This is a genomic window from Streptomyces sp. NPDC055400 (assembly GCF_053644375.1).
Map to the genome: position 1 here is coordinate 75,548 of NZ_JBSHLM010000016.1, position 18,666 is coordinate 94,213.

The following is an 18,666-nucleotide window of genomic DNA, read 5'->3' on the forward strand; positions in this document are numbered from 1 at the left end:
GGGTGTCCGACCCTGATCCGCCGGACACCCCCTAGGCGAGCAGCCGGCCGAACCCCTCGGTGCGCGCGAGGAGTTCGAGGCCGTCGAGGGCGCGGACCGCGGCCGCCGCCGCGTGCGGGTCGCGCTCCGCGAGCCCGCTCTGGGCGAACTCGTCCTCGTCGAGGCGCAGTACGTCGCTGCCGTCCGCCGAGACCCACAGGTCGAGGTCGAGATCCTCCACGCGGAGCTCGCCGCCCTCGCGGACCGCAGGCCGCGTCACATCGCAGTACCAGCCCTTGAGGGTGCCGCCGCCGGTGCGCACCTCCTTGACCGCGTACCACCGGTCCCGCCAGTAGTGCTCGGTGAAGACGTCGCCCGGCTCGAACTGCACGAACCCGAAGTCCCTGACCCCGGGGGAGGCCCAGGCGGCGGTGACGGTCACGCGCGTGCCGTCGTCACGGACGACGTCCGCGGGGTAACGGATCTTGAGCCGGCCCGCCTTGACGAGGACCACGTCGAGGGCCTCGGCGGGATCAGGTGAGGGTGCGGACATGGCGTACCTCCGTGGCGCAGATCTCGTAGCCGAACCATTTGTTGATCGCGAGCATCGGACCGTTCTCCGCGTCGTTGCCCGTGAACGCCTCGGTGAGCCCGGCCTCGCGGGCGCGGTGCAGGGAGTCGTTCTTGGCGAGCTTGGCCAGGCCGCGGCCGCGGAACTCCCGCGCGGTGCCGGTCATCCCGGACGTGTAGCGGGTCTCGTCGTCGGTGCGGGCCAGGCTGAACGCCACGGGCCGGCCGCCGGCCACGGCCACCGAGGTCAGCCGTTGGTCGGTCAGCGGATGGTGCCAGGTCTCGTCGAGCCAGTGCTCGTAGTCCGTGAACTCCGTGGCCACGTCGCTCGGTTCGTCGCTCACCGTCTCGGCGTCCAGGTCGAACAGGGGACGCGGGTCGTCCGCGAAGTCCGTGCCGGTCCGCAGCGTCACTCCGGCCGGCGGCGCGGTGAGCGGGGGCAGCGTGCCGTGCGCCAGGTCGAGTCTCAGGAAGTGGGCGGGGCGGCTGGCGTGGTAGCCGCGGCGCGCGGCGAACGCCCGGTCGTCCGGGGTGTCGAGCACCCACGAGTAGAGGGCGACGGCGCCCTCACCGGCGAGATACTCCTCCGCCGCCCGCACGATCAGGGACCCGGCCCCGAGCCCGCGGCGTTCCGGGTGCACATAGACGTTCACATAGCCCTGCCCCGGGTCCGGGCTGTCGTACGCGATCCCGACCTGCGCGGTGCCGACGACCTCGCCGTCGGCCTCGGCGACCAGCGGCCGGTACCGGGCGTCCGGATGGGCGTGCGCCAGATCGAAGGCGACGGACTCGGCGGTCGCGAGCATGGCGGGCAGCGCGGCGCGCCGCACCCGGGCGAACGCCGCGGCGTCCTCGGGCCGCAGGGCCCGGACGATCACAGTCATACGGCCGCACGCTACGCGCGGGGCGCGCCGGGGTGCCTCCCATTTTTCCGCGGTGCGGGACAATCGGCGCGTGACCTTGAAGATCGATATCGATGCGGGCGCGGCGACGGCGCCCTACGAACAGGTACGGGCCCAGATCGCCGGGCAGGCCCTTTCCGGGACCTTGCCCGTCGGCTACAAACTGCCGACGGTGCGCGGGCTCGCCGAGACGCTCGGCCTGGCCGCGAACACGGTGGCCAAGGCGTATCGGGCGCTCGAGTCGGACGGGGTGATCGAGACGCGCGGCCGCAACGGCACGTTCGTCGCCGCCGCCGGTGACGCCTCGGCCCGGGAGGCCTCGGCGGCGGCCGCCGCTTTCGCGGAACGGGCCCACCGCCTCGGCCTCACCGAGTCGCAGGCACTCGCCGCGGTACGGGACGCGCTGCGGGCGTCGTACGGGGACAAGGGGTAACGGGACGTACAGCCCCGCCTCTACAAGTACAGCCCCGCCTCTACAAGTACAGCCCCCCGACAAGTACCGCCCCGCCCCTACAAGTACAGCCCGGCGTCCGCCGACTCGCGCGGGTCCGGGACCGATGCCGGGCTGGTGCCGCGGCGCAGCGCGTACAGCTCGGCGAGTGTCGCGCCGTCGCGGCCCACGCCCTTCTCGCTGCCGAGCCAGTTCACCGACTCGCGGTGGGTCAGGGGGCCCACCTCGATACGGGCCAGGCAGCGGCCGGGGCGCACGACCGCCGGGTGGAGGCGCTCAAGGTCCTCGTTCGTCGTGACGCCGACCAGGACGTTCCGCCCCTGCCCGAGCAGGCCGTCCGTCAGGTTGAGCAGGCGTGAGAGCGCCTGGCCCGCCGTGTGCTTGGCCTCGCCCCGGATGAGCTCGTCGCAGTCCTCCAGGAGGAGGAGGCGCCAGCGGCCCTTCGCCGTGCCGTCGTCCTCGCCGATCGCGATGTCCATGAGATAGCCGACGTCGGAGAACAGCCGCTCCGGGTCGAGTACGCAGTCCACCTGGCACCAGTCCCGCCAGGACCGGGCCAGGGTGCGCAGCGCGGACGTCTTGCCCGTGCCGGGAGGACCGTGCAGCAGGAGCAGCCGGCCCGCGATGTCCTGCGGGGTCGTCTTCATCAGCTGCTCCATGGCGCCGGCGACCGGCGCCGTGTAGTTCTCCCGCACCTCGTCCCACGTACCGGCCGAGATCTGCCGCGTGGTGCGGTGCGGCCCGCGCCGGGGCGAGACGTACCAGAACCCCATCGTCACGTTCTCCGGCTGGGGTTCGGGCTCGTCGGCGGCGCCGTCCGTGGCCTGCCCGAGCACCTTCTCGGCGAGCTCCGCGGTGGTCGCCGTCACCGTGACGTCGGCGCCCCTGTTCCAGCGGGAGACGAGGACGGTCCAGCCGTCGCCCTCGGCGAGCGTCGCGCTGCGGTCGTCGTCACGCGCGGAGCGCAGGACCACCGCCTCGGGCGGCAGGAGGGTGGCCCCCGACCGCACGCGGTCGATGTTCGCCGCGTGCGAGTGCGGCTGCTCGCCCGTCGCGAAACGGCCGAGGAACAGCGCGTCGACGACGTCGGCAGGAGAGTCGCTGTCGTCGACGTTGAGCCGGATCGGCAGCGCGTCGTGTGGGTTCGCAGACATGCCGCCATGATCCGCCACGCACGGCGCTCCCGCACGGGATTTCCGCAGCGCGTCACACGCTTGCCCGCACGGTGGACCGGTCCCGCGCGCCGTTACAACGCTGTCGCAGCGGAGTCTGCCCCTCCGCGAACGACCGTAGTTACTCTTGTCCTTGATGGGACGTCATGGGTGGAATTCGGGGGCACAGCGGTGGCGGCTCACCGCTCTGCTCGGCGTGGGGGTGGCCGCTCTGGCCCTGGTGCTGACAGTGATCAGCACACTGCCGAACGACAGGGCCGATGACCGGGGCACCACGAGCGCGGGTGGCAAGGTGCACGGCTCCCCTTCCGATCCGCCCGCACAGCTGGGGCCGGCGGTCGGGTGGGGCTTCACGCACACCCAGTACAGCGCGGACGAGGGCGACGACGGCGCGACGCGGCGGGTCGAGGACAGGCTCTCCGGCCAGTCGGTTCCGCAGATCCAGCACATCATGGGCTGGGGCGCGGGGAACCCGGAGCCCGTCAAGGGCCGCTACGACTTCGACGAGATGGACCGCCGGATCGACTTCATCAGGAAGTCGGGCGGCACTCCAGTCGTCACCCTGTGCTGTTCGCCGGACTGGATGAAGGGCGGCAAGGCGGGGGTCGACAACACGGACTGGAGCCGGCAGTCCCTGGAGACCGCGCCCGACCGCGCGCACTACAAGGACTTCGCCGCGCTCGCCGCGACGGTCGCCGAGCGCTACCCGGACGTGCGGCACTTCATCGTGTGGAACGAGTTCAAGGGCTTCTGGAACAACGGGAAGCAGCGCTGGGACTACGAGGGCTACACGGAGCTGTACAACCTCGTCTACAAGGCCCTCAAGAAAGTCGACAAGGACATCATGGTCGGCGGGCCGTACCTGGTGATGGACAGCGTCGACCCGCGCCAGAGCGAGAACGCGTCGGCGGACGTGAAGGGGCCCTGGGGCAGCATGGACCAGCGCGTCCTCGACGCCTTCGACTACTGGAACAAGAACAAGGCGGGCGCGGACTTCGTCGTCGTCGACGGCTCCAGCTACACCGTCGACGACGAGCTGCTGCCCGACGAGTTCAAGGCCACGGACAAGCTCACCGCCGTCGGCAAGTGGGTGGAGCGACAGACCGGCGACCTGCCCCTGTGGTGGGCCGAGTACTACGTGGAGCCCGGCGACCGGAACGACGACCGCAAGGGCTGGAGCGAGCCGCACCGCGTCGCCGTCCAGGCGTCCGGCCTCGTCGCGATGGCCAAGGGCGGCGCGTCCTCGGGCTTCTACTGGAACCCGGAGGAGAAGACGGGTGCGACGTGCGCCGGCTGTCTGTGGACGCCCACGCAGTCGGGCGACGGCGGCGCGAAGCTGCCCATGTACGACCTGATCTCCCGCTTCCACGAGGCGTTCCCCCCGGGCACCGTGTACGAGACGGTGCCGGTCGCCGCGGACGACGTACCGAACGTGCGGGTGCTCGCCGACGACAAGACCGTCCTCGTGGTGAACACCCTGAACCGGAAGATCAGCGCGCTGGTCGACGGGAAGCGCTTCGAGATGGGTGCGTACGAACTGAAGTGGCTCGAGCGGAAGTAGTCCGCCCGAGCCGCGTCTCACCGTGAAACGGGCCTACGCCATCGTCAGGAACCTCTGGAGGATGGACGCGAGCAGCACCGCGAGCAGCGGCAGCGAGAACCAGAAGCTGCTCTGCAGCCAGCGCAGTTGCCGCACGCCCGGCCGGACCGCCACCCGTACGATCTCGCGCGCCCCGAGCAGCAGGACCAGGGTGACGGCCGCGAGGCCGCCCACCACGGACCACGGGGTCCAGGTGATCTGCGGGCCGATCGGCCCCGGCTCGGCCTTCGGGACCTCACCGCTCGGCTGCTGGCGCAGCGTGTACATCGTGACGTCGTCGTTGACGAGGACCTTCGTCAGCTCCTGGCGGTCGTCGAGATTGCGGATGAGCCGCGTCTCCCAGGTCTTCGAGTAGCCGACGTCCATCTGCAGATAGACGACCTGACTCTTGTTGATCATGAGGTACGAGTTCGGGCCCGCGTCCTTGAGCGCCTTCACCAGGCTGGAGACGAGGACAGGGTCGACGGGCGCCAGCGTGGGAACGTACTGGACCTTCTCCATGTCTCGCGTGCCCCACGGCATCGCGGGCGTGACGTTGTCGACGGTGTCGTTGCTCATCCACAACAGGCGGACCGTCGGGTCGTCGTGCGCGTAGACGTAGTCCATCGCCGCGACCTCGCCCGGCCTGATCCGCTCGAACGGCTCGTTGCCCCAGCGCGCCACGAGGAAGCCGCCCATGAGGATCAGGCCGGCCAGCAGCGCGGCGAGCGGCGCGAGGCTCACCCGGTCGCGGTCGCGTTCCTTCGCGGTGATCCCGGCGCGCGGGAACAGCGCGAGCCCGGCGAGCAGCGCGGCGCCCGGCAGCGCGAACATGAAGACGCGCAGCGCCATCTCACCGCCGTACGACTGCATGCCGAAGCCCAGGAACGGGACGAACGTGAGGACGAGGAGGGAGCGCTCCCGGTACTTGGCGTCGCGCCGCCGCCACCAGCCCCAGCACGCGAACGCCATCACACCGCCGGCGAGCAGCACGCGCGCGTAGAGGACGAGTTTGTGGGCCGAACTGCCGCCCTGGATACGCCCGGAGACCGACGACGACACATTGCCGCCGACGCCGCCGAGCCCGCCGAACAGCTCGTCGAAGTGGCCCGACCAGTACGGCTCCGCGAGGAACGAGACCCACACGGCGACCAGGACCGCGAACAGGATCGGCAGGCCGCGCAGCTCGGAGCGGCCCACGAGCACCAGGACCGCGAGGACCCCGAGCATCACGAACGGGGTGAGCTGGTGGGCCGGGACCGTCGCCGCGAAGAGGCCGATCAGGACGAGCAGCAGCACCGCCCGCTGGCTCCGGTCGGTGGGCTCGACCTCCAGCTCGCCGGGCCGCCGCTTGGTCCACAGCACCCGAGGCGCCCGGAACCACACCAGCAGGATGGCGACGAAGGCCAGGTAGAGGAGGTACGTGAAGCCCTGCGGGGAGAAGTAGTCCTGGCCGACCCAGCCGCTCAGCACGAAGATCCACAGCCCGGTCCACCGGGCGCGCCAGCTCGCCCGCATCGAGCGCGTGAGCAGGAACATCGGCGCCAGGTAGAGCAGTTGCATGGCGAGCGGCCACCAGCGGATGACCTCGGTCATGTCGGTGACGCCGCACGCCTTGGCGAAGAACGTCGCGACGGCGAAGAACCCCGGCCAGCTCCAGCGCGCGTCCAGATCGGGCACCGCCGAGCCGGTCCTGTCGATGTACTCCATGAAGCCGAGGTGCTGCCACGCCGTCGCGAACCGCGGCTCCGCCTCGATCACGGCGGGCAGCGCGTGCAGCGAGACGACCGTGGCGAGCAGTGTCAGCAACAGCAGCCATTTGTGCGGGCGTTCGAGCCACAGAAGGGACGCGAACACGCCGATCAGGAGCGCCGCGCCCAGCAGCGTCGCGGGCGGCAGCACCGAGATGAGCCCGAGCCCGCCCATCGCGTCGAGATCGCCGTCGCCCAGGCCCAGTACGGGTCCCCAGTACAGCCCGAGCGCGGCGACGAGCAGCAGCGCCAGGACGACGACGCGGGGGCTGAGCAGCGTGAGCCGGTCCCGCAGGGTCCGGGCGGCGGGCGCGTCCGTGGCAGGCGGGGCGAGAACTGCGGTGTCAGAGGTGCCGTCAGTGTCTGAGGTGCTGGACGTGCCGGCGATGCCTGAGGTGGCAGAAGCCTCCGACGTGGCAGAGGTTTCGGTTGTGGCAGAGGCGGTGGCCGGCTCCGGTTCCGGCTCCGCGGGCGGTCTCGGTGCCGGTGGCGGCGGGGACTTCAGCGCCCACGTCGGCCGGTGCCCCATGTCGTCCTCCCCGCCTCGCGCCGCCGGCGTCCCGTGCGCGGGTGCCGCGGGCCCCGGCCGCACGTCGGGGCGCCGCTCCTGATGGTCCAGATTGAGCTGCACCGCGAGGTGCAGGGTGTCCGAGTCGAGCGTGCCGCGCAACGCCTGCCCGGGGCCCTGCCGCTTGGCCCCCGTGGTCACGTCCGCAGTGCCGAGGTCGGCCAGATCGCCGTCCGGGGCCGCCACGACGGCCGGTGCCGGGGGAGCGGTCCGCACGATGCGGTACAGCTTCGGCGCGGCGAGCGCGACGATCACGGCCAGGCTGGAGATCTCCGCGACGCCCGCGCCCGTCAGGCCCATCCTGGGCAGGAGCAGCAGCGTCAGACCGAGGACCAGGACGCACAGCAGGCCCTGCAGCCAGGCGAGTCCAGCCGTCCGGCTCTGCGCGCGCAGTACCGCGAAGTACGTCTCCATGACCACCCGCAGCGCCGCGCCGACGGCGAACCAGCGCAGCAGCGGCGTCGCCGCGTGCGCGTAGTCGTCGCCGAAGACGTGCAGGACCAGCGGCGCCGCGAGGAACAGCAGCCCGCAGATCGGGAGCATGATCCGCGCCATCCGGCGCAGCGCCGCCCGGGTGTTCGCCGCGAGCTGCGCGGGGTCGTGCGAGCCCTCCACCGTGAGCGAGGCGCCCATGTTGATGGCGAGCAGGTTGACGGTGCCGCCGATGGTGGTGGTGATGTAGAAGTACGCGTTGTCGGCGGAGCTGACCTGGGAGGCGATCAGGACCGGGACGAGATAGACGACGGCGAGCGAGAACAGGGAGCCCGTGTAGTCGCCCGCCAGGAAGCGGCCCACCTCGCGCAGGGTCGGCGGGTTCGTCCGGTGCGCCGTGAGCTCGACGTGCCGCGGCACCAGGCGCCGGAACACCAGCCAGCCCAGCGGGATCACCGACGTCGCGATGGCCACGACCCACGAGACGAAGACCCCGGTCGTGGGGATCGCCACGGCGAACGCGATCAGCAGCCCCAGCTTCACCGTCGAGAAGACGGTGTTGCCGACCGGCACCCACAGCGCGCTGCGCAGCCCGGTCAGCACGCCGTCCTGAAGCGTGAGCAGCGACCAGGCGACCACGGCGGCGATGAACCCGAGCCCGTTGACCGGGCCGTGCAGGAACCGGTACGACGGCCCCCAGACATCCAGCGTCAGCAGGAAGACCAGCGCCGCGCACGCGACGGCGAGCGAACTCCCCGCGTACGTACGGAAGATGAAGCTGCCGGTGCGCCGCCCCGCGATCGGGATGAAGCGGGCCAGCGCGCCCGTCAGGGTCACCGCGGTCAGCCCCGCGAGGAACTTCATCGCCGCGATGGCCGCCGAGCCCTGGCCCACCGAGTCCGCCGAGTAGTAGCGGGCCGCGGCGAGCCAGAAGCCGACGCCGAGCACCCCGGAGATGCCGGTGTTGAGCATCAGGGCATAGGCGTTGCGGAACAGCTGGTTCCCGCCCCCCGACCCCATGCCGTCCTTGTTGCCCTTGCCGCCCTTGCCCCTGCCGGGCAGCCGCAGTCTGCGGCCGGCCGGTGGCTGGGGCTCGGTCGTCGGTGTGGTCGTGGCGGCCTGGGCGGTGGTCGTGTCAGACACGGGTTCGGTTTGCCTTCCGGCGGACCTGTCGGGCTCTGCGGACCAGGGCGTACCCCTTGGTGAGGGCACGGTCCCTGGCAAAATTACGGGCGATCGCGCGGCCCTCCACGAGCCGCGCGAACTCCTCGATACCGGTGGCGCGGCGCACGGTGACGCGCTGGAGTGCGTACGGGCCCTGCCGCCGCCTGGCCAGCCCGTTGCCGACGGCCAGGGACTGGGTGAACCCGGCCCCGCGCACGGCGGCGCGCACCCGCCGGCTGGAGTAGCCGTACGGGTACGCGAACGACACGGGCACCGCCCCGAGTTCATCGGCGACGATCTCCCTGCAGCGCAGCAGCTCGAAGCCGAGCGCGTCGTCGTCGAGCTGGTCGAGCTGCGGATGTGTGTGGCTGTGCCCGCCGATCTCCGTCCCGGCGCCGGCCAGTGCGCGCACCTCGTCCCAGCCGAGCATCGTGTCGAGCCCGCCCCCGGTGTCGTACGCCCCGCGCAGCCAGCCCGTCGACACGAACAGCGTCGACGGGAAGCCGTGCTTGGCGAGGACGGGGAGCGCGTGGCGGTGCACGCCCTCGTAGCCGTCGTCGAAGGTGATGAGGACGGGCCGCTCGGGCAGCGCGCGCCCCGGGGAGCGCCAGACCGCGGCGAGTTCGGCGGTCGTCAGGGGAGTGAGGCCGAGGTCGGCGACCGCCGCGAGCTGTTCGGCGAACGCCTCGGGTGTCACCGACAGCTCGCGCGTCGCGTCGTTCGGCTCACGCGCCACCGAGTGGTACATGAGGATGGGCACGGGCGTGCTCACGACGGCCCGCCCCCCTCGTCGGCCGGGGCGTCCCCGATCTCCACGACCGAGAACGTCGCGCCCGTCCTGCGCGCCCGGAAACTGCCGAGCGCGTATCCGCCGGCGGTCGTGAGGACTCCGGCCACGATCGCCCCGGCCCGCGCCGCGCCCCCCGGCCGCGCCAGGACGAAGTCCCGTACCCCGCGCGCCACTCCGGCCGGCAGGACCCGCGTGGCGTAGCGCCGCTCGGACTCCAGGCCCTTGTCCGCGCCCACGCTCTGCGCGACCAGCGCCTTGGAGAGCCCTTCGGCGTACGCCCGGGTCCGGAAGTAGGCGAAGCGCTCGCGGCCCGCGGGGACCCGGTGGTGGATCACCGCGCGGTCGTCGATCAGGAGCACCGCGTCCGGCCTGGCGCGGGTGAGCCGGATGCACAGCTCCGTCTCCTCGCAGCCGAGCGGCCGCTTGTCGCCGTCGCGGCCGATGCCCGTCGCGAAGCCGCCCGCCGCGTCGAACGCGGACCGCCGGAACGAGGCGTTTCCCCCGAGCACGTTGCGCACCCGCACCTTTCCGCGCGGCAGCCCCTTGTACGTACAGCCGACGACCCAGTCGAACTCCTCGGGGAACCACGCGGGGCGGCGGCCCGAGGCCCAGACGGGCTCCGTACGCCCGCCCACCGCCATGACCTGGGGATCCTCGTACCCGGCGGCGAAGTGACGCAGCCAGTCCCGCTCCGCGACCGCGTCGTCGTCGAGGAACGCGATGATCCCGCCGCGCGAGACGGCGATGCCCGTGTTGCGTCCGGCCGACAGGCCGCGCGGGCCCGCGTTGGCGAGCACGCGCACGTCGGCTGACTTCTTGTCGTCCTTGAACTCCTTGCCGAGACGCTCCAGGAGAGCCGGATTGTGGTCGACCACCAGCAGCGTCTCGAGAGCCGGCAGCGACTGCGCCCGCACCGAGGACACCGCCGCGAGGATGTCCTCCCAGCGGTCCTCGGTGTAGACGCAGATCACGACGGACACGCCGCCGTGCGGGGCGTGAGCGCTCAAGACACCTCTCCCCGCCCCGTGTTGAGCAGGCCCGCCTGCGTCCGGCGGCGCTGCGCGCGCCGGGTAGAGCGCTCCTTGAGGATCACCTTGAGGACCCGCAGCCCGTCCCGCACCGCGCGCAGATTGCTCGCACCGTGGATCCGCAGGTACTCGTGGCTCGGGATCTCCTGGACCTTGAGGCCGGCCTTGACGACCCGGATGTTCATCAGGGTCTCGACCTCGAAGCCGGTGCAGTCGAGGTCGATCTGGTCCAGGCAGTGCCGCCAGAACGCGTTGTAGCCGTAGCAGAGGTCGGTGTAGCGGGCGCCGAACTTCTTGTTGACGACCGTGCACAGCGCCCAGTTGCCGAGCTTGCGGATCGGCGTCATGTCGTCGGTGCCGCCGCCGTTGGCGAAGCGGGAGCCCTTGGCGAAGTCGGCGCCCGAGACTAAGGCGGAGACGTAGGAGACGATCTCCTGGCCGTCCGCGGAACCGTCCGCGTCGACCATCACGATGATGTCCCCCGTGCACGCCGCGAAGCCGGTGATCAGCGCGTCGCCCTTGCCCTTGCCGCGCTGTGGGACGACGACCACGTCGGGCCACAGTTCGCGGGCGACTTCCACCGTGTTGTCGGTGGAATTCCCGTCGACGAGAACCACTTCGTGGATCCAGTCGGGAAGTGTCTTGAACACATACGGAAGATTTTCCGCCTCATTCATGGCGGGGATCACGACGCTCACCGGCGGCGCAATCGCGAGATGGGTCGAGATCGCCCTGTACTGGCCGGCTATGGCAGGGCGCACAAAAGAACTCATGAGTCTGGTCCCTCTCGTCCGGTGGACCGCCCGCCCCCGGGCGGTCCGATTGTTTATCCGGTTCGAAAGGGGGGTGCTCACTACGGCCATGACAAATACAGCTCTGTACAGGCCGGTTGAGCTGGCAAAATAGACCGATCGACTAAATCGGCCACGCGGCACGCGACTCGGCGGAAACTCGGTCACCGAGCACGGCACCCCCCTACCGCGCCCCGCGCCCGACCATCGCGATCTTGAGCCCTCCCCTAGATCGCTATTGCGTTGATGGTCCGATGCGGGTGGTTGTATGACGGTATTGATGATTGAGACTGTATGGCAAGACCTGTATCCAGGCCTCACCTTTCTATTGTTTTGACCTTTACCTGACTCTCGCCCTTAACTCCCCGAACGGATTTTCCCCATCCGTTTCAGGAGTTTGTCGGCCGGCTCGAAGAACTCGGGCCGGGACAGCACGGTGTTACGCAGCGCCCGGACCGGAGCGCGGCGCGCCCGGTGTCCGAGAGCGACCGGATGACGGCGCGTCACCCAACCCTCGTGCACGGTCAGTTCCCGTGTCTTGAGGGAGTCCTTGTATTCCTTCTGGCCGCGGCCGAGATCCAGATAGGCGATACCGTCGGCGGCGGCCGCCTCGGCCATGCGCAGATGCAGGATCAGCCCGGGCGAGAACTTCGCGAACGCCGGGTCGTAGGCCGGGAACCAGCAGGCGAGCACGCGCTCGGAGCGGAGCCCGAAGTGCGCGGCGACCGGCTTCCCGCCCGCGTACAGGACCGACAGGATCCCGGCGAACGGCTCCGAAGAGGTGTGGAAGAGCTGCTGCGCGAGGCGGTTGATCCAGGCGTGCGCGAAGCGGTCGCTGCGGCCGGTCCTGCGGTACTGGGCCGACTTCCACTCCATCAGCGTCGCCAGGACCTCCGGGTCGCGCTCGTCGTGCACGTAGCGCACCTCGCCGGCGTCCCGGCCCAGCTTGCGGTCCTTGGCCAGCGTCGTCCTGGTGAACTTCGGCGACCTCTCGCGCAGCAGGCGCAGATACGTCTCGTACCCCTGGTCCACGTCCATGACCGGGGAAGGGAAGCTGCCGGAGGCCTCCGCCTCGAACGGCTCCTGGCCTCCCGCCAGGTGGTCGAACTCCCATACCGAGAGCCCGCAGGCCCGCAGCAGGTCGTGGGCGTCCCACTCGAAGCCGGGTCTGTGCACGAGGCCCTGGCTGTCGGAGACGCCGAGGCCGACGGCTCTGCCGACGCCGGTGACGGATCTCTGGAACGGGAAGAACGCCGCGGGTTCGCCGTCCTCGCGCACGACGGCTATCCGCACGCCGCGCCGGCAGCGGCCCATCGCGAGGGTGAACTCGGGCGAGAGGAAAGGGTTCGCCAGCTCGGGCGAGCCGTGCAGATGCGCCTTCGACTGCATGGCGGTCCAGGCGGCCCGGTCGGCGGCGGTCAGCTCGCCGGGCCGGTGCAGGGTGATGTCCACGTCAGGAGTCCCGCCTTCCCGGTGCGCGGCCGAGGAGCCGCCGCGCGGGGACCATGGGTGCGAGGAGGCCGACGACGCTGATCACCGCGATCGTGACGACCCCGCCGGTCACCGACCAGCGGTGCGTGGCGAGCATCGCCTCGGCCACGAGCAGGTCGAGCGCGACCGCTCCCGCGGCGGCGCAGATCCAGCGGCCCCACGGATCGAGTCCGCGCAGCGCCGAACCGATCGCGGCGCCCGGCGCCGCGACCAGGAAGAAGAGCGTCAACGGGCCGCGCAACGGCGACGAGATGTCCGCGAGCGCCAGTACCGCGCCGACCCCTCCGACGGCGGCGGCGACCCCTGCTGCCAGGGGCGATACGTCCCTGCTGCGTCCCCACTGCGCAGGTGACGGTGCTCTGTCTGATGACGGTGGCTTGATGCCGATGGTCTGCATTGGCGACTTTGCCCCCCGAAGCGCCGGATGCCGGGCTTCAATGTCGCGCAGTCCCGGGGCCCCAGTCAAGATGCGGAGGGAGTGTGCAGATGTCATACGCACGTTCCCCGGAGACCTGGTGTGCCACGGGGGAACCCACGTTCACACGGGGGTAGTTGGGACCGGTTGGTCTACGGGCGTAGCTCAAGGGAGTTGAGGGTATGTCATAAGCCTGACATGTACCTGCAATCGAACAACGGACGAACTCTCGTGTGGCGTACGAGAAAAGGTTGACATGGACACTTCCCGTGAACTGTGGGGCGTGCTACCACAGTTGTGGCAGAGATCCTGCTTACGGAGGTTTTCATGAGACGTTTCCGAATTACGGCGTACGTGACCTCAATCCTCTTCGCGGCCGGCGTCGCCCTCACCGGGGCGAGCGCGGCCCAGGCAGCGGCCACGGGCTATGTGGCCCTCGGCGACTCGTATTCGTCCGGCGTGGGTGCCGGCAGCTACGACAGCTCCAGCGGCTCCTGCAAGCGCAGCACGAAGGCCTATCCCGCACTCTGGGCGGCCTCCCACTCACCCTCGAGCTTCAGCTTCACCGCCTGCTCCGGCGCCCGTACCGGTGATGTTCTCTCCGGACAGATGGGCCCGCTCAACTCCGGCACCGGCCTCGTCTCGCTGTCGATCGGCGGCAACGACGCGGGCTTCGCGGACGTCATGACCACCTGCGTCCTGCAGTCCGAGTCGACCTGTGTCGCCCGCGTCAACGAGGCCAAGGCGTACGTCCAGAACACGCTGCCCGGCCAGCTCGACTCGGTGTACTCCGCGATCACCGCGAGGGCACCGGCCGCCCATGTCGTCGTCCTCGGATACCCGCGCTTCTACCAGCTCAACGGCTCCTGCATCGCGGGCCTGACCGAGACCGAGCGCGCCGCGATCAACGGCGCGGCCGACCTGATCAACTCCACCACCGCCAAGCGGGCCGCCGACCACGGCTTCACGTTCGGCGACGTGACCTCGACCTTCACCGGTCACGAGATCTGCTCCGGCAGCGCCTGGCTGCACAGCGTCAACTGGCTCGACCCCAGCGTGTCCTACCACCCCACCGCGGCCGGCCAGTCCGGCGGCTACCTCCCCGTGTTCAGCGCGGCCGCCTAGTACCACCTGTACTTCTGCGTACGTCCGCGTACCTAGTACGACGGTGAAGGCGAGGGGGAGGTCCCGCCCGTAGGGGACTCCGTCTTGCACGTCACCGCGTACGCCACCGAGTTCGACGTGGCACGGACGGGGTCGCGCACCTCCACGCTGATTTGGTTGTGGAGCGTGGCCCCGTCCGTGTAGCCCGTCTCGACATGGTCGACCGACCTGGTCTTCGGGCCGCCGGACGCGAAGCTGAGCGTCTTCCACCCCGGGTCGCTCGACTCGCCGCTCTCCGTCACCCAGCGGTACTGGACTTCGACGGGCACGCGGCCCACCGTGAACGTCGCCCTGAAGGCCGGAGCCTCGCCTCCCGGCGGCGGACAGCTGCCGCTGTAACTCCCGCGCACCGCCGAGACGCTGACCCGCACGGATTGCTGCGGCGGCGTCGAGTGCTCTCCTCCGCCCCCCTTGCCGCTGCCGTCGTCCCCGCTCGGCGAGCCGCCACCGCCACCCTTCGAATCATCGTCCGAGGGGCTGCGCGACGCGCCGGAGGTACTCCCGCTGGAACTCCCGCCGCCCCCGCCGGAGTTGTCGCTCCCTTCACCCTGGTTCATCAGCGCGTAGGTGAGCCCACCGAGCGCCAGAAGCAGCGCCACGACACCGGCCAGCAGGACGGCGACGGAGCGACGAGGGCGCTCCGGATGCGTCGTGGCCGGATCCGGGGAGACCGTCGTGCCGTGCCCCGAGCCGAATCCGGCCGGAACCGGTGCCGGCGGCGTCCCCTGCCATGACGTCTGCGTCGGCGCCGACTCCGGGGACGCCGCGGCCGTGCCCGCGCGGGGCGTGCCGCCCGCGCCCACCTGCCGCAGATCGCGCTCGGCGTCGGCCGCCGACGTCCGCTCGGCCGGATCCTTGCGCAGCAGCCCCTCGATGACGGGGGCCAGCGGGCCCGCGCGGTGGGCGGGCGGCAGTTCCTCGTCCACGACCGCCCGCAGCGTGCTCAGCGGCGTCTCCTGCCGGAACGGCGACTGTCCCTCGACGGCCGCGTACAGCAGGACCCCGAGCGACCACAGATCGGACTCGGGTCCCGGCGTGCGCCCCAACGCCCGTTCCGGGGAGAGGAATTCGGGAGAGCCGATCACCTCGCCCGTCATCGTGATCGCCGACGTGCCCTCGACCATGGCGATGCCGAAGTCCGTCAGGACGATGCGCCCGTCGTTCGCGATCAGTACGTTGCCCGGCTTCACGTCCCGGTGCAGAACGCCCGCCTCGTGCGCGGCACGCAGCGCGGCGACCACCTCGGCCCCGATGTGCGCGGCGCGCCGCGGGGGCAGCGGGCCCTCGGCGTCCAGGAGGTCGAAGAGGGAGAGCCCGCGCACCAGTTCCATCACGATCCAGGGGCGGCCGTCCTCCGTCGCCACGTCGTAGACGGTGACCACGTTCCGGTGCGAGATGCGGGCCGCGGCCCAGGCCTCCCGCTCCAGGCGCGCGTACATCCGGTCGACCTCGCCCACCGGGAGCCCGGCCGGGGCGCGTACCTCCTTGACGGCGACCTCGCGGCCGAGGACCTCGTCGCGGGCGCGCCAGACGGTGCCCATGCCGCCCTCGCCCAGGGGGCTCAGCAGCCGGTACCGCCCCGCGATCACACGCGCTTCTCCGGCCCCTCGACTGCCCGGATTCTCGCTCACGGGCGACCCCCATCCGTAGCGGTGCGATTCTCCACAAAGCTAGCCCAGTGTCCGTGAGATCGCCCACGTTCCGGACGCGCCCCTTCATGCCCGCCATGTCCAACTCGCCCTGGAATCAGTTGGATTCGGTGAGTAATCGTCAACCTCCTTATAGGGGAGGTGAATCCTGCGACCGGGATACACGAGTGTCACCGCGGGGCGATAGGGTTAACCTGCCCGGGCCGGGTGCCCTCGTACGGGTGGGGAGTGACATGGAACAGATAACAGTGCGCAGCAGGCCACGTGTGCCTGCGATCACCTGCGGGAGCAGCGCGACCAGCACGCGTCTCGACCGCCATCTCTCGGTGCTGGGCGGTCCCGCCGTCCCGCAGCGCGAAGCGGCCGAGGCGACGTCGCTGATGCGTGAGCTCACCTCGCGTGACGTCGCGCACGAGCGCAGCAGCAGGGGCGCGCGAGTGAGCCGGGTCTCGCTCTTCGCACCACTGCGGCGACTGCGCCGCTCGCTGTTCGGCGGCCGCCGCTGACAGGCGGTCATCACCGGCACAGCCCGGTCCCGCGCTCAGGCGACCATGCCGTACCGGCACGGCGCCGCGATCTCCGCGACCGTCATCCCCACGGCATGCGGCGTCGCCCAGGCCTGCTCGCCTGGCGCGGGACAGATATCTCCTGTCACCCCAGCACCGCTCGCCCCATCGGGCCGCCCGGCACTGAAACGGCGCTGAAACGGCGCCGACGCGCGTCGACACGGCATGTGAGCCGCACCCTCCCCCTCCCGGTGCGCCATGCCTCTCCGTCGGCCTTGGGCCGCCGTGCCTCTCCTTCCTCTCACGCGTGCCCTCCGCGCGGTCGGTTTCCCGCCGTTCCGGGGCCTGTTGACGGCCCCCGCGGACGTCGCCGCACGCAGTTGCCCATGTCCGGTGCGTAACAGGTTTGTCATGCACGGATGTTGACGGGGCAATGTTCCGGGGCCAATGTTGCGCCTGATCCTGATCGTTTGGCCTGTACACGGAAACCTCACCCCCGGAGGTACGCGCGTGTGTGACCTGCACGACCAGCATGAGCACGAGCATGAGCACGGGACGGCCCAGACCGCCGCCGGCCCGCAGCTCAGCAGGCGCCGCATCATGCAACTGCTCGGCGCGGCCGGAGTGACCGCCGCCATGACCGCCGAGGCCGACCCGGCGATGGCCGCGGCGGCCGACTCCATCGTCGAGGAGGCCGGTGCGTACAAGGCGCCCGAGGGCCTCGCCGAGGACAGCCCCGCCAAGTCCTCCGCCCTCGGCTGGATCACCTCCAACTCCTCCCGCATCACGGGCCTGAACGAGGAGATCTGGGAGCACGCGGAGCTTTCGCTGCGCGAGTGGAACTCCTCGGTCGCCGAGGCCGGATTCCTCGAAAAGGCGGGATTCGACGTCAAGTTCGGCACGGCCGGCTTCCCGACGGCGTTCACGGCGACGTTCTCGTACGGCAGCGGCGGCCCGGTCCTCGGCTTCAGCGGCGAGTACGACGCGCTGCCCGGGCTCTCCCAGAACAAGGGCGTCGGCCATCACGATCCGCGCGAGTACATCCACGACCCCTTCTCCCCGAGCTACGGGCCCGGCCACGGCTGTGGGCACAGTGCGCTCGGTACCGCGGCGGCGGCAGCCGCGGCCGCGGTCGCGCAGGCCGCGACGAAGCACAAGCTGCCGGTCACGGTGAAGTTCTTCGGCTCGACGGCCGAGGAGGCGCTGATCGGCAAGACGTACGCGGTCAGCAGGGGTGTGTACGACGGGCTCGACGCGTTCCTCGACTGGCACCCCTCCACCGCCAACGCCACCGGCTGGGGCACCAGCAACGCCATGACCGCGGTCACCTTCACGTTCCTCGGCGTCGCGGGCCACGGCGGCACCCCGCTCGGCAACAAGTCGGCGCTGGACGCCGCCGTGATGATGGCGACGATGTCGGAGTTCCTGCGCGAGGAGAACATGGCTCCGGCCGCGCGCCTGCACTGGGTCATCAACAACGGCGGCGACATCCCGAACGTGACCCCGGAGATCGCCGAGATCTCCTACTACGTGCGCGAGGGCAGCACGGCCCGTGTCCAGGTGCTGCTGGACAAGGTGATCGCGATCTCCGAGGCCGCGGCCAAGGCCTCGCAGACGAAGGTGCAGCACCGCATCACCTCCGCCTGCTGGAACCAGCTGCCCAACAAGGCGGCCGCGGAACTGCTGTACGACAACATGCGGCAGATCGGCCCGCCCGCGTTCACCGCCGAGGCGCACCAGCTGGCGAAGGACCTGCAGAAGTCCCTGGGGCTCGCGGAGGTCGGCATGCACGACAAGGTCGCCGAACTGACCCCGCCCAACCCCGTCTTCCTGGGCGGCGGTTCGACGGACGTCGCCGACATCAGCTGGAACGTGCCGACCGTGTCGATGGGCGCCGCGCTCGCCCCGATCGGCGGCAAGTTCCACACCTGGTCCACCGCGGCGTGCGCCGCCGCGGCGCCCGGTCAGGCCGCGGTGATCGCCGCCGCGAAGTACCTGGCGGCGACGGCGGTCGACCTGATCACGCAGCCCGAGCGGCTCAAGGCCCTCAAGGACGAGTTCAAGGAGCGCACCAAGGGCGTCGAGTGGAAGACGGCCCTGCCGGACGGCTATGAGCCGCCGATGTACGAGCCGCCGGCCTGGTTCCTGAAGAAGACCGGGCAGAAGTGGCCGCCGAACAACATCACCTGGCCGCCCCAGCGGGTCGTCTCGAGCGAGAAGTTCTCCTCGCTCGGACCCGAGCTGGCCCCGCAGAAGTAGACCTG

At 70.8% G+C, this 18,666-nt stretch carries 15 protein-coding genes; 5 read left to right on the plus strand and 10 right to left on the minus strand.

Features of this window, described 5'->3' with window-relative positions:
• Positions 1–31: 31 nt before the first annotated feature.
• Positions 32–532: a DUF402 domain-containing protein gene (locus ACWIGU_RS34440; protein WP_454405599.1), complete on the minus strand. Its 501-nt coding sequence runs from the start codon at positions 530–532 to the stop codon at positions 32–34.
• The gene (locus ACWIGU_RS34445; protein WP_454405601.1) at positions 513–1,433 is read right to left on the minus strand and encodes a GNAT family N-acetyltransferase; all 921 of its coding nucleotides are present in this window, start codon (positions 1,431–1,433) and stop codon (positions 513–515) included. The genes ACWIGU_RS34440 and ACWIGU_RS34445 overlap by 20 nt, the downstream gene beginning before the upstream one ends.
• A gap of 70 nt (positions 1,434–1,503) precedes the next feature.
• Between ACWIGU_RS34445 and ACWIGU_RS34450 the strand changes: the two genes are divergently transcribed.
• A complete protein-coding gene (locus ACWIGU_RS34450; RefSeq protein WP_453774256.1) occupies positions 1,504–1,884 on the plus strand; it encodes a GntR family transcriptional regulator in 381 nt (126 codons plus the stop codon).
• Between the two features lie 77 nt (positions 1,885–1,961).
• Here the strand turns inward: ACWIGU_RS34450 and ACWIGU_RS34455 are convergent, their stop codons facing one another.
• Positions 1,962–3,056, minus strand: coding sequence for a DUF5925 domain-containing protein (locus ACWIGU_RS34455; protein WP_454405603.1), 1,095 nt, complete (start codon positions 3,054–3,056; stop codon positions 1,962–1,964).
• 154 nt (positions 3,057–3,210) lie between these two features.
• Between ACWIGU_RS34455 and ACWIGU_RS34460 the strand changes: the two genes are divergently transcribed.
• Positions 3,211–4,635, plus strand: coding sequence for a GH39 family glycosyl hydrolase (locus ACWIGU_RS34460; RefSeq protein ID WP_454405604.1), 1,425 nt, complete (start codon positions 3,211–3,213; stop codon positions 4,633–4,635).
• 33 nt (positions 4,636–4,668) lie between these two features.
• On the opposite strand, the gene ACWIGU_RS34465 is transcribed toward ACWIGU_RS34460, so the two are convergent.
• The 6 genes from ACWIGU_RS34465 to ACWIGU_RS34490 all read right to left on the minus strand — a co-directional run bounded on the left by ACWIGU_RS34465 (position 4,669) and on the right by ACWIGU_RS34490 (position 13,065).
• Positions 4,669–8,547, minus strand: coding sequence for a lipopolysaccharide biosynthesis protein (locus ACWIGU_RS34465; RefSeq protein ID WP_454405606.1), 3,879 nt, complete (start codon positions 8,545–8,547; stop codon positions 4,669–4,671).
• The gene (locus ACWIGU_RS34470) at positions 8,540–9,316 is read right to left on the minus strand and encodes a polysaccharide deacetylase family protein (protein WP_454405749.1); all 777 of its coding nucleotides are present in this window, start codon (positions 9,314–9,316) and stop codon (positions 8,540–8,542) included. Before ACWIGU_RS34470 ends, ACWIGU_RS34465 begins: the two co-directional genes overlap by 8 nt.
• Before the next feature lie 20 nt (positions 9,317–9,336).
• Complete coding sequence (locus ACWIGU_RS34475; RefSeq protein ID WP_454405607.1) at positions 9,337–10,365, minus strand: glycosyltransferase; 1,029 nt, start codon at positions 10,363–10,365, stop codon at positions 9,337–9,339.
• On the minus strand, positions 10,362–11,159 hold the full coding sequence (locus ACWIGU_RS34480; RefSeq protein WP_454405608.1) for a glycosyltransferase family 2 protein: 798 nt from the start codon (positions 11,157–11,159) through the stop codon (positions 10,362–10,364). Before ACWIGU_RS34480 ends, ACWIGU_RS34475 begins: the two co-directional genes overlap by 4 nt.
• A 375-nt stretch (positions 11,160–11,534) precedes the next feature.
• Positions 11,535–12,629: a GNAT family N-acetyltransferase gene (locus ACWIGU_RS34485; RefSeq protein WP_454405609.1), complete on the minus strand. Its 1,095-nt coding sequence runs from the start codon at positions 12,627–12,629 to the stop codon at positions 11,535–11,537.
• 1 nt (position 12,630) lies between these two features.
• Positions 12,631–13,065 carry a hypothetical protein gene (locus ACWIGU_RS34490; protein WP_454405610.1) on the minus strand — a complete coding sequence of 145 codons (435 nt, stop codon included), beginning with the start codon at positions 13,063–13,065 and terminating at the stop codon, positions 12,631–12,633.
• A 345-nt stretch (positions 13,066–13,410) separates the two neighbouring features.
• Between ACWIGU_RS34490 and ACWIGU_RS34495 the strand changes: the two genes are divergently transcribed.
• Positions 13,411–14,208: an SGNH/GDSL hydrolase family protein gene (locus tag ACWIGU_RS34495; RefSeq protein WP_454405611.1), complete on the plus strand. Its 798-nt coding sequence runs from the start codon at positions 13,411–13,413 to the stop codon at positions 14,206–14,208.
• Between the two features lie 32 nt (positions 14,209–14,240).
• Here the strand turns inward: ACWIGU_RS34495 and ACWIGU_RS34500 are convergent, their stop codons facing one another.
• Positions 14,241–15,788, minus strand: coding sequence for a protein kinase domain-containing protein (locus ACWIGU_RS34500; RefSeq protein WP_454405750.1), 1,548 nt, complete (start codon positions 15,786–15,788; stop codon positions 14,241–14,243).
• 341 nt (positions 15,789–16,129) lie between these two features.
• Here ACWIGU_RS34500 and ACWIGU_RS34505 point away from each other — a divergent pair, with 341 nt between their 5' ends.
• Together ACWIGU_RS34505 and ACWIGU_RS34510 are read left to right on the plus strand one after the other, a co-directional pair.
• Positions 16,130–16,402 carry a hypothetical protein gene (locus ACWIGU_RS34505; protein WP_356280207.1) on the plus strand — a complete coding sequence of 91 codons (273 nt, stop codon included), beginning with the start codon at positions 16,130–16,132 and terminating at the stop codon, positions 16,400–16,402.
• Between the two features lie 510 nt (positions 16,403–16,912).
• Positions 16,913–18,661 carry an amidohydrolase gene (locus tag ACWIGU_RS34510; protein ID WP_454405612.1) on the plus strand — a complete coding sequence of 583 codons (1,749 nt, stop codon included), beginning with the start codon at positions 16,913–16,915 and terminating at the stop codon, positions 18,659–18,661.
• Positions 18,662–18,666: the final 5 nt, after the last annotated feature.